Here is a 13,863-nt window from a genome sequence, read left to right as displayed (position 1 = left end):
AAGAGATTTGAAAGCGTTAAATCCTTTGCAAATAAGGGTTTTATTGCTAAATTTGCATCTTCAAAAATTTCTGAAATGACCCAACACGGAGAAGCTGATGAGCAAATAAAGAGAGTAGGATTTTTCATCAAATCACTTACAGAAATTATTACAATCAATAATCACTCCCGGGTTTTTGCGAGTCATCAGTACTTTGCGATTATCATTTCTGCCGATGAGTTTACTTTAAAAACGGATGTTGGCGAAAGGATTGTCAGTTCAAGTTCTGTCGTTTATATCGGTCCTGGGAAAACGTTTCAGATTTTAGGTGAAATTACAGATAAAACTCTTTGCATTATTTTCAGATCCGGTTTTTACGAAAAGACGCCTCAGGACAGTTTTTTTATCAATTCAAAAATATTTTTCAACTCGACTTCCAATTTTTTTGTTGTACCGCTCTGTGAAAGTTGCTTTGGTGAAAAGAAATCCCTTTCAAAAAGAGTAGAGGATTTTAAACTTCGGGATGAAAGTCTGTACATTTCTGCTGCGCACAACTTTATAGAATCTCTGTTGCTACATGCTTTTCAGTCTGAAGAGGAAAAAATCATCATTGATGATGAAAAATTCGAATTTGTCTCTTATGTTAACCGCTTCAGGGTTCTGTTGCAGAGAGATTTTAAAGAACAGAAAAAAGTTTCCTATTACGCTGCAGAATTGCAGGTTTCAGCGAGGAAACTCACAGAAATGTCTGAATATGTAAGCGGAAAAAAAGCAAAACAGCTTATTATTGAAAAGGTAATCAGAGAATCTGAAAACGCTTTGAGATTTTCATCAAATACCATCTCTGAAATTTCTTATAACTTAGGTTTCAACGACGAAGGAAACTTCACAAATTTTTTAAAGAAGCACACTGGAAAAATTCCAAGCGAAATGCGTGAAATCGGGTAGGTGTTAATTCTGCGGCTTGCTTTTTGAAGTTTTAATTTGTTTTAAAATAAAAATATGCAAATCGATTGGAATGAACTCATCATGGGATCCGAAAGCTGGGATTTTCTCCTCCAGATTGTCCTCCGTACTGCGGTAATGTTTCTCGTAATTATCTTCGGAATCAGGCTTTTAGGAAAAAGAGGTGTAAAACAACTCTCTGTTTTTGAACTGGTTGTCATCATCGGATTGGGTTCTGCAGCCGGCGACCCGATGTTTTACCGTGAAGTAGGGATTCTCTCCTCAATATTCGTATTTGCAGTCATTATCTTATTTTATTCTCTGGTAGTTTATCTGATTGGAAGATCCAAAAAAATTGAAATATTGCTGGAAGGTAAACCTATTCTGCTTATTGAAAACGGAGTTTTTGCCATTGAAAATTTTAAGAAAGAAAAATTGGGCAGTGATGAATTTTTTGCAGAACTGAGAATGAAAAGCATCTCACATCTCGGACAGATAGAATCTGCAATTGAAGAGACTTCAGGCGAGATCAGCGTATTTTTCTACGAAGATGAAGATGTAAAATATGGTCTTCCTGTACTTCTGCATTCACTGGAAAAATCTGTCACCGCCTTTTCTGAACAGAAGCATTATTCCTGCACATTTTGCGGATTCACAGAAGTGAAATCAGTGGGTGCTGACAACTCGTGTAAGAACTGCGGAAAACACCATTGGGTGCTGTCGGTTAACAGGAGAAGAATTACTTAAACATAAAAAAAGCTCTGAAAAATTATCAGAACTTTTTTGTTTTTGGAAAGAATTTGCAGTTTACACTATAGCTGTATTTTCCTTTTTGATGCTGTTAAAAATTGGTTTTCCAATAAGGCTTGAAAAAATATTCTGAACTTCGTGGATGTATCTGCATCTCACAGAGTTTCCGTAAATTTTTAAACCTTCAAGAAGCTTCTTCGCAGTCAGATCAAAATCATATTTGATGAACTGTTCAGGTCTTTCATATCTTATTCTCTGCTCTGAGCTGTAAGTTTTTGAGAAACCGAGCTTCTGTAACCAATCTTCATCAATCAAAATCGGCTTGATGTTCTCAGCCGGTACTGTGAAGCTTTCTAAATCATTATCAATTTTCACAAAATACTGTCCTTCATTCGGCTGCAAAATTTCCTTTACTGAATAAATCTGATTATTATATTTAACCAAATTTGTAATTTTAAGATCTGTGATATTCATAGTGATGCTGTATTAATGGTGTATTGACAGTATTACAAATTATATGCCCCAAATAATATTATTGTGGTATTCAGACAGATTTTAATCAACTTTTAATTGATTTCTAATTTAATTTTCTTTCACCGCCTTTTTGTAAACCTCAAGTGCTCGGGCGCGTGCAGATTTATGCTCAACCACTGGCTCTTCACTGTAATCTTTCGGCAACCATTCCCCACGGTACTTTCCGTCTTTGTCAAACTTTTTTTGCTGCTCTTCCGGATTGAAAATTCTGAAATAAGGAGCGGCATCGCAACCGCAACCTGCTGCCCACTGCCAGTTTCCGTTATTGGATGATAACTCGTAGTCCAGAAGTTTTTCTGCGAAATAGGCTTCTCCCCAACGCCAGTCTATCAGAAGATGTTTTGTAAGAAAACTTGCGGTCACCATCCTTACTCTGTTGTGCATGAAACCGGTTTCGTTAAGCTGTCTCATTCCCGCGTCTACCATTGGATAGCCGGTTTTACCTTCGCACCAGAGTTTAAATTCCTTTTCATTATTCCGCCAACGGATGTTTTCATATTTATCTTTAAAACAATGATTCACGACTTTTGGGAAATGATATAAAATCTGCATGAAAAACTCTCTCCAGATCAGTTCATTGAGCCAGACTTCATTGTGTTCAGAAGCAAACTCCACGCATTTTCTTACGGAAACTGTTCCGAAACGCAGGGCAACTCCGATATGAGTTGTTGCATCCAGTCCTGGAAAATCCCTTGTTTTATTATAATCAGTTATAAGTTTTTTGGAAAGTTTGGGCTCAGAAAATTCTATCTCTGTTTTCTCAAAACCGATTTCCTTTAAACTTAAAATTTTAAATGATTTATTTTGATTGAAGTTTGAAAAATTGGTTTTCCTATTTTGAAATTTTACCTGTTTAAAGGCTTCTTTCCACTTTCTAGAATAAGGTGTATAAACGGTATAAGGTGAACCGTCATCTTTTACAACTTCATCTTTGTCGAAAATAAGCTGATCTTTAAAATCAAGTAATTTTATATCTTTCTTCTCAAGAAACTTTTTGATTTCCTCATCTCTTTTTATCGCCTGAGGCTCATAATCCCTGTTGACAAAAACCGTTTCTACATCAAATTCTTCAGTGATTTTTCTGAATGCTTCAAGTGGTTTCTCAAAATACGTTTTGATGCTGCTACCGTGTTCTTTCAGCTCGTCATTCATTTTTTCCAGTGCCTGATGGAAATAATCTACTCTTTTATCAGATTTATTTTCAAGATGTGAAAGTATTTCTTTATCAAATATAAATACAGGTAAAACTTTGTTGTCCTGCTGTAAAGCTTCAGAAAGTGCAGTGTTGTCGTCTAAACGCAGATCTCTTCTAAACCAGAATATATTTATTTTGCTCATATTTTTTAAACTTTAAAAAGAAAAAGAGATTCCAGAGAATCAATGCAAGACCGTAGAAAAAGTCTTCAACAGGAATGGTGAGAATTCTGAATCCCATGAATTCTTCTGAATTGTAATTCACAACAGGAGAAGGCAGTCCGGTTCCGGTAAGCAAACCATTGACAACCAAAAAACCGGGACTTAAAATAATATAGATTATTACAGCTCTTCCCAGCCAGTCGGCTTTCAGAATATATTTTAGAACCAAAATACTCAAGGCACAGACTACAAACGCCGTGAAAGTATAAAGCTGCTCATAAAAGTATGCGGCGAGCGCCAAAAGTACAAATGAAATGATCTGTAAAAGTGTGTTCTCAATTTTTTTAACCCAAGAAAAATTAAAAAATTTATCTAAACAGAAATACGTGAAGATGCACGAAAACGGAATGCAGATAAAAAAGAGGATTTCTTCTATTGGTAAATTATAAACAAGTACTCCAAGCGTATATTCATGACTGAACCACCACACCTTTTTTGCTGTAAAAATCATATCCCAGACAATGAAAAACAGCGCAACAAAAATTGATGACAAAATAAAAGCCCTGAAGTATCTGTTGAATTTTATTTTGGGATGAAATGAAAAAATAAAACAGATAATGACTGCAAAAAAATTAATCAGCAAATAAGTGAACTGCATCATTTTTTATTTTTTTTAAAAAACATTTTAAAATATTTTACAGGAACCCAAAGAAAACCATAACATTCGCCATGCTCCTTTCCGGTATGTTTGTGATGCTGCTTATGAGCTCTTCTAATCGCAAGAAGATAAGGATTCTGTGTATTTCTTAAAATTTTAAACCGCTGATGAATAAAAATATCATGAACAAAAAAATAAGACATTCCATAGAGAGTAATTCCTAAAGCAATGTAGAAATATTCATTAAAACCATTGATGGTTCCAAAATACATCAATACGATAGTGGGAATGGCAAAAATCAGGAAAAAATAATCATTGCATTCAATATGCCCTTCGTTGGAATGATCATGATGATCTCTGTGAAGAAACCACATAAAACCGTGCATCACATATTTATGGATGCACCAAGTTATTCCTTCCATTGTGAAAAATGTGATGATGACAATTAAAAAATTCATCTTTTGTTAAATTTTGTTTCAAGGATTTTGTAGCGGTAATTGAAAATATTTTCAAGCTTATTTTTTACCATAATTTTATGGGCAATTTCACCCAAAAAGCCAAGAGGAAGTTCGTAGGTAACCGTATCCGTCATCAGAACACCTTCTTCGTTAGGCACAAACTCATGATGATGATTCCAAAGTTTGAAAGGTCCTTTTTTCTGAAAATCAGTAAAGCTTTTTTCTTTATCGACTTTAGTAATTTCAGTTTGCCATTTCAGTTTAATTCCAAAAAGTGGTGAGACGAAATAATCGATGATCATTCCTTCATAAATTTCATCATCGGTTACTTCTGTGAGTACAATGAATTTCATATCATCAGGCGTAATCTCGGAAAGATTTTTTGCTGCCGAGAAAAATTTCCATGCTGTAGATATATCACATTTGAGCTGTTGTGTACGGTGGAGTGTGTGAACCATAGTTTTTTAAATAAAAGCAATTTTATATTGAAGATAACTGCTCATCATTACAGAGATTTTTCTTCCGTTGGAAATTCTGATCCGCTTTTTCAAAATTGCTGTCGCAGGTGTCCGTCTAATTTTATTAAACAATGAAATGTAATATCTGTAAGCAAGATATACTCCGAATTTTGACGTCTTAGGAAGCATTTTGATACCTTCCAGTGCAAGCTTGAATTCTTCTTCAATATCTTTTTCGATTTGCCTTTTTTCTTCTACATTGAAATTGAGGATGTTGACTCCCGGAAAGTAAGTTCGCCCTAAAATTTCGAAATCGTCATTCATATCTCTTAAAAAATTTACTTTCTGAAATGCAGATCCCAGCTTCATGGCAAAAGGTTTTAGCTTTTCAAAAGCTACCTGATCACCATTTACAAAAACATGAAGACACATCAAACCAACCACTTCTGCAGACCCCAGGATATACTCGTCGTAAAGTTCGGAATTATAATCGATTTTCTGAAGATCCATCTCCATACTTCGAAGGAATTGATAGATCAGTCTGTGCTCAATTTTATACTTTAAAACTGTCTCCTGAAATGCCTGCATAATCGGATTTAGCGAAATTCCTTCAGCCAACGCTTCTTCAGTCTGTATTTTAAATCTGTTGAGAAGAATATTTTTATCATACCCATGAAAACTGTCTACAATCTCATCGGCAAGCCTTACGTAGCCGTAGATAGCATAGATTGCATTTCGTATTTTTGGTGACAGCGCCAAAATTCCCAGTGAAAAACTTGTGCTGTACTGCTGTGTGGTCTGTTTACTGATCTTAAAAGAAAGGTCATCAAATTTTTGTTTCATAACATTATATTAAAGGGTGGCTTGGTGTGCTGCAATTTTTCCTGAAATAATCGAAGGGGGAACTCCTGGGCCAGGCACAGTGAGCTGACCGGTATAGTACAGATTCTTTATTTTTTTATTTTTGAGTGAAGGTTTTAAAACTGCTGTCTGACTCAAAGTATTTGCAAGGCCGTATGCATTTCCTTCATAAGCATTGTAATCTTCTTTGAAATCGTTCAGACAGAAACTTTTCTGATAAATTATTTTTTGAGCCAGATTTTCTGTAACAGTATGTTTTTCAATTCTTTCGATCATTTGAGTAAAATATTTTTGTCTCATTTCATCAGAATCTTCTATACCGGTTGCAATTGGCATTAGTAAAAACATATTTTCACAGCCTTCCGGAGCAACCGAATCATCGGTTTGCGACGGACAGCAGACATAAAATAGAGGTTTTGACGGCCATTTTTTATCACTGTAAATTTCGCTGGTGTGAAGATCCAGATCATTTTCGAAAAATAAGGTGTGATGTTTAATCTTAATTCTCTCACTGATTCCTAAATAAAAGATCAGGCAGGAAGGTGCAAAGGTTTTTGATTTCCAGTATTCGTCTGTATAATTTTTTTCCTGATCTGTAAGCAGTTTTGTTTCGGTGTGATGATAATCGCAGGAAGCAATCACAGAATCAAATTCAAGCAGTTCTCCATTGACAAGGATGGATTTAACTTTACCTTTTTCGCTGATGATTTTTTCTACTGCAGAATTATTGTGAAACTGTACACCCACATCTCCGCAAATGCTCATCATGGCTTCAATAATTTTATAAAATCCACCCATCGGGTAGAAAGTTCCCAGTCTGTATCCACCATAATTCATAAGACTGTAAAGTGCAGGAATATTCTCAGGTGATGCCCCAAGAAAGATGACAGGAAATTCCATCAAGGTGCGGAGTTTACTGTTTTTAAAATATTTCCCGACAAAACTTCGGAAGTTGGAAAGCAGATCAAGTTTTAACGCACTTTTTAAAATTTTCACTGAAAAAAATTCAGTCCAGGAAAAACAAGGCTTTGTAACGAAATCTTTCATTCCAACCTCATATTTATACTTGGCATCCTGCATAAATTTTTCAAGATTTTCAGCTGCTCCCGGTTCTAAAGCTTCGAAAAGCGCTTTCATTTCATCAAAATTTTGAGGCAAGTTCAAATTTTCATCAGAGAAAACCATTTCAAACTGAGGATTTAGTGAAATAAGTTCATAAAAATCGGAAGTCTTCTTTCCAAATTCAGCAAAATAGGAATCAAAAATATCGGGCATCCAATACCAACTTGGTCCCATGTCGAATACAAAACCGTTTTCTGTTGTAAATTGCCTTGCGCGCCCGCCAAAACTGTGGTTTTTTTCGAAAATATGTACTTCGTGACCGTCTTTAGCAGCGAATGATGCGGCAGAAAGGCCTGAAAAGCCTGAGCCAATGACGGCAATTTTACGTTTCATAATTAATTTTTGAGATTTCCGGTGTTTTTACAACTTCAATATTTCTGCCAAAATCATTTATTGGTGGGTAGTTTGGAAGAAAAATGTGGTATATCTTTAAAATTTACTGAAATAAGTGATCACGCATTGAAGAATTTTATATCTTTACCACATGCTATTTACTGTTTCTTATGATAACTTGGAACAGATTTTGAATAGAGCACTAAACCAAACCTCACAATATTTAATTAGTTTTTTAAAACAAAAAATATAATTTAATTGATGTACTTATCGAAGGAGGATTATTTTTAATTGGTAATTTCAAATTTCTTTAACGGAACAGAATACAATTATGATCAGAAAAATACTAAACTGCTGTTTGATATTTAGTTCAGTCAGGTTTGATTTTTAACATTTATTTTTTGAAATTAAAACACGAAGAGAAAAGGTTATTTATTCAAAAGAACACAAGTACAGAATTTAAAATTATTATGCTAAGAATGCAGCAAACTGAATGATATGATAAGTCGTATCTTTAATGAACAGAAAAAAATGCACATCGCATAAATAATAAACAAAAATGCCAAGAAAAGTAGTACAGGGTCCGATCCGTGATAAGGAAAAGACCAAACAAAAGCTCCTCGGAGCTGTAGGAAAAATTTTAAAAACCAAAGGTTATTCAGGTTTAATGGTAAGTAAAATCGCTGCAGTAGCAGGATACGATAAGAAACTTATCTATGAATATTTTGGAAGCACAGACAAACTGATCGATGAGTACATCAAATCTCAGGACTACTGGAGTAATTTCAGCGGAGAAAATGATGTAGATCTCGCAGACGGAGGTCAGACATTGTCTAAAATGGCAATGATAAACCAGTTTGAAAATCTTAAAAAGAACAAAGAGCTTCAGAAGATTTTGGTTTGGGAACTTTCTGAAGGAAGATCGGTACTTAAAAAGGTAATGGATGAAAGAGAAGTTATCGGTGAAGAATTGTTCAAAAATATTACAGATCCACATTTTGGTGACGATGCTACAAGATACCGTGCAATGACAGCTCTGATGATTGCAGGGATCTATCACTTAAATCTTTATACAGCCTACAACGGGTCTACCTTCTGCGGAATCGATTTAAAATCTGAAAGCGGAAGAAAAGAAATTGAAGGTGCTATTGAAGAAATCGTTGATTACGCCTATTCTAAAAAAGCAGGAAAAAAGTAAATCTTCAGTAATGAAGATTTACTTTTTTGTTTATAAATCTGAGATATTATATTTTTAGATTAAAACAATTATTCTTACTTTTGGGCAATGGAAAATTTTATAGTATCTGCAAGAAAATACCGCCCACAGCAGTTTGACACTGTAGTAGGGCAGTCTCACATTACGGATACTCTGGAACATGCTATTGAAGAAAATCAGCTTGCTCAGGCTTTGTTGTTTTGTGGGCCAAGAGGTGTGGGTAAAACTACCTGTGCCAGAATTCTTGCCCGCAAAATCAATGAAAAAGACGGATCTGTTTCTGAGGACGGTTTTGCTTATAATATTTATGAGCTTGATGCCGCTTCTAATAACTCTGTAGACGATATTCGTGAACTGATAGATCAGGTAAGGTATGCACCACAGGTTGGTAAATACAAGGTTTACATTATTGATGAGGTTCACATGCTGTCTTCAGCAGCTTTTAATGCGTTTCTGAAAACGCTGGAGGAGCCGCCTGCACACGCCATTTTTATTTTGGCAACTACAGAAAAACATAAAATTATTCCCACAATTCTTTCGAGATGCCAGATTTATGATTTCAAAAGAATCACAATTCTGGATATTCAGGAGCATTTGCGAACAATTGCAGCAAAAGAATCTATTCAGTACGAAGATGATGCGCTGTATCTGATTGCTCAGAAGGCAGACGGTGCGTTGAGAGATGCACTTTCTATTTTCGACAGACTATCTACATTTTCACACAAAAATATTACGCTGGCTAAAGCCGCTGAAGTTCTCAATATTTTAGACTACGATCAGTATCTGAATATTGTTGATCTGGCCAGAGAAAACAATATCCCAGCTGTACTTTCTTCGTTCAATGAAATTGTAAAGCGTGGATTTGATTCTCATACATTTATCGCAGGTCTTGGAAATCATTTCAGGGACTTGATGATGGCTCAAAATGCATCTACCATTGATCTTATTGAAGTTGGAGAACAAACCAAAGCCAAATTTGCAGAACAGGCTAAAAGCTGGAGCCCGCAATTGCTGATTGATGGAATTGAAATTTGTAATCATGCAGATATCAATTACAAAAATTCAAAAAATCCGAGGCTTACGGTAGAAATTGCCCTGATGCAACTGTCTTCACTTACCGGTGGAGCAGATGTTCTTAAAAAAAAAAGTTCTTAATACTGGCTCCGTTTCTTGATGAAAAACAGGAAATAAAAAGACCGGTTCCGGAAAAAAAAACTGAGACAGAAACAACAAAGGTTCCTGAAGTAAAGATTTCTTCAGAAGAAACCTATGTTCCTAAAAAAGTGGCCAAGCCACTGTCACGGCCTGCTTCAACAGGTGGTTTGAGTATTTCTTCATTCATGAACAAAACTGAAACTGTTGAGAAGGAAGAAGTTGTCATCACAAAAAATGAAGATTTACCAAAAAATCATTTTACTGAAACTGATCTACAGGCTGAATGGAATTTACTTTTAAAACAGCTTCAGAATAAGAATGTCTTTGTCTTCAATGCAATAAAAGGTTTTAAACTTAATAAAAAGGATGAAAATGTAATTGAAGTTCTGTATCCTTCAGATTCGGCAAGAACGGAATTTGATAAAATAAGTGGTGAGTTTTTCAATCATTTTAAAACAAAGGTTCACAATTTCTCTATCGATATCGAGTACAAAAGAGATTTTGAAAATCTTAAAGTAGAAGTTCTTACGAAAAGAAAGATCTATGAAAAATTTATGGAGAAAAATCCTCTGCTGAAAGATCTTGATGATTTAATGAAGTTTGATTTGACATAAATTTTATATATTTGTCAGGTAAATTTTGCTTTACTACAGCAAAATATAATATGTAAATCAATATAATCAACTGATTAACAGGTATTGGTAAATTTTAAATGAAAAAATTTCTGAATACATCAATGTTATCTAACTCATCATCTGAGTGTCAGACTGCTGAATCTTTCAGCGGTTATTTTGGTTTTTCTTCAAATTATTACAGAAATTTAGGTATTTGCTACCGATATTATTGGTGCAGATAATTAAATTTCTTTTCTAAAACGGAGACTCTTTTTTGTTGAGTTTCAATTTCCTTAAATACTTTTTAACGGCAATTTCGAAAAGAATTATAAAGTGCTTTATAGTTTAAATATATCCCTGATTTTAAAATAAAAATAAATATGACATTAAAAGAAATAAACAGCAGTTGGGTTGAAGATCTTTCTCAGCCATTGATGATTGCCGGGCCCTGTAGCGCAGAAAGTGAAGCTCAGATGCTTGAAACTGCGAAACGCATCAGAGAAACGAATGTAAATGTTCCCATTTTCAGAGCCGGTATCTGGAAACCGAGAACCAAACCAAATGGTTTTGAAGGAGTTGGCGTCATCGGTCTCAACTGGTTAAAAAAAGTAAAGGAAGAATATGGTTTTAAAACTGCCACAGAAGTTGCCAATGCTCATCACGTGGCTGCCGCTTTAGAAGCTGATGTAGATATTCTGTGGATTGGAGCGCGTTCTACCGTTAATCCTTTCACTGTTCAGGAAATTGCCGAAGCATTAAAAGGCACAGTGAAAACGGTTCTGGTAAAGAATCCCGTGAATCCTGATCTGGCATTATGGATTGGCGCATTGGAAAGGCTTTTAGGACAGGATATTAAAAATCTTGGCGTTATTCACCGTGGATTTTCCACATACCAAAAAACAAAATACCGAAACAATCCCAACTGGCAGATTGCCCTGGATTTTAAAAGTCAGTATCCTAATATCCCGATGCTCATTGATCCTTCCCACATCTGCGGAAACAGAACCGGCTTGGCAGATATCACTCAGGAAGCGCTGAACGTTGGTTATCAGGGAGCCATTATCGAAACACACAGCAATCCTGATGAAGCTTGGAGTGATGCTGCGCAACAGATTACACCGGAAGTTTTGGCAGATTTAATCTCAAATCTCAAAGTCAGAAATTCTGATTTTGCTGGTTTTGAAGGTGAAATGGGAAGACACAGAACATTGATTTCTGACCTTGATTTTCAGATCATTGAAATGCTTTCACAAAGAATGAAAATTTCTGAGAAAATAGGTAAACTTAAAAAGGAAAATGATATTGCCATTTTTCAGCCGGCAAGATGGAAGGAGATTACAGATTATGCCACTCAAAAAGCTACCGAAACCGGTATGTCTCCTGAGTTTATTGAGAAAATCTTCAAAACCGTTCATGAAGAATCTATTGAGGTGCAAAACAAAGTTATGATTAACAGATAGTTTTTAAAAATTGTCAAAATACTTTCAGTTAGGTCTGAAAAGGCAGAAGGTGAAAAATGTTCTGCTTTTTCAGGCCTTAATTATTTATCTTTGCATCAATATAAAAAATGAAAGGAAAAATCATCAAATCCACAGGAAGTTGGTATCAGGTTTTGGAACTGGATACCGACAGAATCTTCGAAGCAAGAATACGGGGAAAATTTAAGCTGATCAAAACCAGGCTTACCAATCCGTTGGCTGTGGGTGATTTTGTAGAATTTCAGCTGGAGCAGGATGACGTAGCATGGATTACGAAAATAGAGCCGCGAAACAATTATCTTATCAGAAAATCTGTCAATTTGTCAAAGGAGGCCCACATTATTGCTTCCAATATCGACATTGCATGCTTTATTTTCACTTTAAAACATCCTGAAACATCTCTCGGTTTTCTCGATCGCTTTCTCGCATGCTGTGAGGCTTATAATATTACGCCACTGATTCTCTTCAATAAAATGGATGTTTTGAATGAAGAAGAAGTAGAAGATGTAAAAGATATTGAGTTTCTGTATAACGAAATTGGCTATGAAAGTCTTGAGATTTCTTCCTATTCTAAATTAAATTTAGACGATCTGCAGAATTTGCTTAAAGATAAAACCTCGGTATTCTTCGGTCACTCCGGTTGTGGAAAGTCTACACTGGTAAATGCTTTGCAGCCTGATTTAAATTTAAAGACTTCAGAAATTTCAGACACTCACCTTAAAGGAAAACATACGACAACTTTTGCACAGATGCACTTCTGGCATTTTGGAGGAAATGTGATTGATACACCAGGCGTCCGCGAGTTTGCGATGATTGATGTGCAGAAAGAAGAAATTCAACATTACTTCCCAGAAATTTTTAAAAAGAGAGAAGAGTGTAAGTTTCACAACTGTCTTCATGTAAACGAACCAAAATGTGCTGTTCTGCAATCGTTGGAAACAGGAGAGATACAGCATTCCCGATATTCTAACTACATCAAATTGATGGAAGAGGCCGCTGAAGAAGAAGCAAACAGCTTCTAAAAAGATATGAAATTATTGGTTAATCAATGTTTCTAAAAGAATATTTGAAAGATGATTTGTAAGAATTATAATAATTGCTGATTTGATAAGAAAAAGCCGTTATTAGTGCAAATAAAAAACCCAGCCGAAGCTGGGTAAAAACTAATAACCATGAAAACTCAAATTAAACATGAGAATCACAATCTAATAAACAATTACTGTGCCAAAGGATTGACGCTAAAATCTTAAAAAAAGTTATTTTATTGTTAAAAAAAACTTAAAAACATATTTTTCATTTTTTTTCGTATTTTTGTGCAAATAATTTAAAAACAATTTTATGTCTAACATTACATTCACCATGATCAAGCCAGATGCAGTTGCAGACGGACATATTGGTGCAATTTTGGGAAAGATTTCTGAAGGAGGATTCAAAATTAAAGCTTTAAAGCTTACTCAGCTTACAGTTGCTGACGCAAAAAAATTCTATGAAGTACATTCTGAAAGACCGTTCTACGGCGAGTTGGTTGAGTTCATGAGCTCAGGACCTATCGTTGCTGCGGTTTTAGAAAAAGATAATGCTGTAGAAGATTTCAGAACTTTGATCGGTTCTACAAATCCTGCAGAAGCTGCAGAAGGAACAATCAGAAAAATGTTTGCAAGAAGCATCGGCGAGAATGCAGTACACGGTTCAGATTCAGATGAAAATGCACTTATCGAAGCTCAGTTTCATTTTTCTGGAAGAGAAATTTTCTAAGAAGAGCTTTAAAAAAATATATAAATCCGGGAATATTTCCGGATTTTTTTATGTCTAAATTCGACGTCTAAATTAAGTAACTGTTTAACTGAAAAAATACCGTGTTTTTACGGATTGTTTGGTACTGAAAATTTCAGGATATTTGTAATGGATTAAACGAAAGTTTATTTCAATGATTAAAAACTAAAGCA

At 35.1% G+C, this 13,863-nt stretch carries 15 protein-coding genes; 8 read left to right on the top strand and 7 right to left on the bottom strand.

Going from position 1 to position 13,863, the window contains the following annotated elements:
• Nucleotides 1-75: 75 nt before the first annotated feature.
• Nucleotides 76-927: a helix-turn-helix domain-containing protein gene (locus IC610_RS04990; RefSeq protein ID WP_191735501.1), complete on the top strand. Its 852-nt coding sequence runs from the start codon at nucleotides 76-78 to the stop codon at nucleotides 925-927.
• Nucleotides 928-981: 54 nt separating this feature from the next.
• A complete protein-coding gene (locus IC610_RS04985; RefSeq protein ID WP_191735500.1) occupies nucleotides 982-1,671 on the top strand; it encodes a YetF domain-containing protein in 690 nt (229 codons plus the stop codon).
• Nucleotides 1,672-1,731: 60 nt separating this feature from the next.
• Here IC610_RS04985 and IC610_RS04980 read toward each other — a convergent pair whose 3' ends face one another.
• The 7 genes from IC610_RS04980 to IC610_RS04950 form a co-directional block, all read right to left on the bottom strand.
• Complete coding sequence (locus tag IC610_RS04980) at nucleotides 1,732-2,148, bottom strand: hypothetical protein (RefSeq protein ID WP_056080396.1); 417 nt, start codon at nucleotides 2,146-2,148, stop codon at nucleotides 1,732-1,734.
• 108 nt (nucleotides 2,149-2,256) lie between these two features.
• Nucleotides 2,257-3,546: a cryptochrome/photolyase family protein gene (locus tag IC610_RS04975; protein ID WP_191735499.1), complete on the bottom strand. Its 1,290-nt coding sequence runs from the start codon at nucleotides 3,544-3,546 to the stop codon at nucleotides 2,257-2,259.
• Entirely contained in the window at nucleotides 3,518-4,225 is a 708-nt protein-coding gene (locus IC610_RS04970; RefSeq protein WP_191735498.1) for a lycopene cyclase domain-containing protein, read from the bottom strand. Before IC610_RS04970 ends, IC610_RS04975 begins: the two co-directional genes overlap by 29 nt.
• Nucleotides 4,222-4,680 (bottom strand): sterol desaturase family protein, encoded by a 459-nt coding sequence (locus tag IC610_RS04965; RefSeq protein WP_191735497.1) that lies wholly within the window; start codon nucleotides 4,678-4,680, stop codon nucleotides 4,222-4,224. The genes IC610_RS04970 and IC610_RS04965 overlap by 4 nt, the downstream gene beginning before the upstream one ends.
• Nucleotides 4,677-5,138 (bottom strand): SRPBCC family protein, encoded by a 462-nt coding sequence (locus tag IC610_RS04960; RefSeq protein WP_191735496.1) that lies wholly within the window; start codon nucleotides 5,136-5,138, stop codon nucleotides 4,677-4,679. Before IC610_RS04960 ends, IC610_RS04965 begins: the two co-directional genes overlap by 4 nt.
• A gap of 6 nt (nucleotides 5,139-5,144) precedes the next feature.
• Complete coding sequence (locus IC610_RS04955; RefSeq protein WP_191735495.1) at nucleotides 5,145-5,981, bottom strand: phytoene/squalene synthase family protein; 837 nt, start codon at nucleotides 5,979-5,981, stop codon at nucleotides 5,145-5,147.
• 9 nt (nucleotides 5,982-5,990) lie between these two features.
• The gene (locus tag IC610_RS04950; RefSeq protein WP_191735494.1) at nucleotides 5,991-7,454 is read right to left on the bottom strand and encodes a phytoene desaturase family protein; all 1,464 of its coding nucleotides are present in this window, start codon (nucleotides 7,452-7,454) and stop codon (nucleotides 5,991-5,993) included.
• Between the two features lie 559 nt (nucleotides 7,455-8,013).
• Here IC610_RS04950 and IC610_RS04945 point away from each other — a divergent pair.
• From IC610_RS04945 to IC610_RS04920, 6 genes are all read left to right on the top strand, one after another.
• Nucleotides 8,014-8,652 carry a TetR/AcrR family transcriptional regulator gene (locus tag IC610_RS04945; protein ID WP_191735493.1) on the top strand — a complete coding sequence of 213 codons (639 nt, stop codon included), beginning with the start codon at nucleotides 8,014-8,016 and terminating at the stop codon, nucleotides 8,650-8,652.
• An 87-nt stretch (nucleotides 8,653-8,739) separates the two neighbouring features.
• On the top strand, nucleotides 8,740-9,825 hold the full coding sequence (gene dnaX, locus IC610_RS04940) for a DNA polymerase III subunit gamma/tau (RefSeq protein WP_191735492.1): 1,086 nt from the start codon (nucleotides 8,740-8,742) through the stop codon (nucleotides 9,823-9,825).
• 128 nt (nucleotides 9,826-9,953) lie between these two features.
• The gene (locus IC610_RS04935; protein WP_191735491.1) at nucleotides 9,954-10,439 is read left to right on the top strand and encodes a hypothetical protein; all 486 of its coding nucleotides are present in this window, start codon (nucleotides 9,954-9,956) and stop codon (nucleotides 10,437-10,439) included.
• Nucleotides 10,440-10,819: 380 nt separating this feature from the next.
• The gene (locus IC610_RS04930) at nucleotides 10,820-11,899 is read left to right on the top strand and encodes a chorismate mutase (RefSeq protein ID WP_191735490.1); all 1,080 of its coding nucleotides are present in this window, start codon (nucleotides 10,820-10,822) and stop codon (nucleotides 11,897-11,899) included.
• A gap of 107 nt (nucleotides 11,900-12,006) precedes the next feature.
• Complete coding sequence (gene rsgA / locus IC610_RS04925) at nucleotides 12,007-12,939, top strand: ribosome small subunit-dependent GTPase A (protein WP_191735489.1); 933 nt, start codon at nucleotides 12,007-12,009, stop codon at nucleotides 12,937-12,939.
• 316 nt (nucleotides 12,940-13,255) lie between these two features.
• Nucleotides 13,256-13,672, top strand: a complete 417-nt coding sequence (locus IC610_RS04920) for a nucleoside-diphosphate kinase (RefSeq protein WP_056029264.1) — start codon at nucleotides 13,256-13,258, stop codon at nucleotides 13,670-13,672.
• Nucleotides 13,673-13,863: the final 191 nt, after the last annotated feature.

It is taken from the genome of Chryseobacterium caseinilyticum, assembly GCF_014837145.1.
GTDB lineage: Bacteria > Bacteroidota > Bacteroidia > Flavobacteriales > Weeksellaceae > Chryseobacterium > Chryseobacterium caseinilyticum.
This window is presented reverse-complemented; position numbering and strand designations above follow the sequence as displayed.

Bases quoted from the DNA above. Each gene is read 5' to 3' on its own strand.
- IC610_RS04930 (WP_191735490.1), top strand. From the start codon at position 10,820: ATGACATTAAAAGAAATAAACAGCAGTTGGGTTGAAGATCTTTCTCAG.
- dnaX (WP_191735492.1), top strand. From the start codon at position 8,740: ATGGAAAATTTTATAGTATCTGCAAGAAAATACCGCCCACAGCAGTTT.
- IC610_RS04945 (WP_191735493.1), top strand. From the start codon at position 8,014: ATGCCAAGAAAAGTAGTACAGGGTCCGATCCGTGATAAGGAAAAGACC.
- IC610_RS04965 (WP_191735497.1), bottom strand. From the start codon at position 4,680: ATGAATTTTTTAATTGTCATCATCACATTTTTCACAATGGAAGGAATA.
- IC610_RS04985 (WP_191735500.1), top strand. From the start codon at position 982: ATGCAAATCGATTGGAATGAACTCATCATGGGATCCGAAAGCTGGGAT.
- IC610_RS04955 (WP_191735495.1), bottom strand. From the start codon at position 5,981: ATGAAACAAAAATTTGATGACCTTTCTTTTAAGATCAGTAAACAGACC.
- IC610_RS04990 (WP_191735501.1), top strand. From the start codon at position 76: ATGACCCAACACGGAGAAGCTGATGAGCAAATAAAGAGAGTAGGATTT.
- rsgA (WP_191735489.1), top strand. From the start codon at position 12,007: ATGAAAGGAAAAATCATCAAATCCACAGGAAGTTGGTATCAGGTTTTG.
- IC610_RS04980 (WP_056080396.1), bottom strand. From the start codon at position 2,148: ATGAATATCACAGATCTTAAAATTACAAATTTGGTTAAATATAATAAT.
- IC610_RS04960 (WP_191735496.1), bottom strand. From the start codon at position 5,138: ATGGTTCACACACTCCACCGTACACAACAGCTCAAATGTGATATATCT.
- IC610_RS04970 (WP_191735498.1), bottom strand. From the start codon at position 4,225: ATGATGCAGTTCACTTATTTGCTGATTAATTTTTTTGCAGTCATTATC.
- IC610_RS04950 (WP_191735494.1), bottom strand. From the start codon at position 7,454: ATGAAACGTAAAATTGCCGTCATTGGCTCAGGCTTTTCAGGCCTTTCT.
- IC610_RS04975 (WP_191735499.1), bottom strand. From the start codon at position 3,546: ATGAGCAAAATAAATATATTCTGGTTTAGAAGAGATCTGCGTTTAGAC.
- IC610_RS04920 (WP_056029264.1), top strand. From the start codon at position 13,256: ATGTCTAACATTACATTCACCATGATCAAGCCAGATGCAGTTGCAGAC.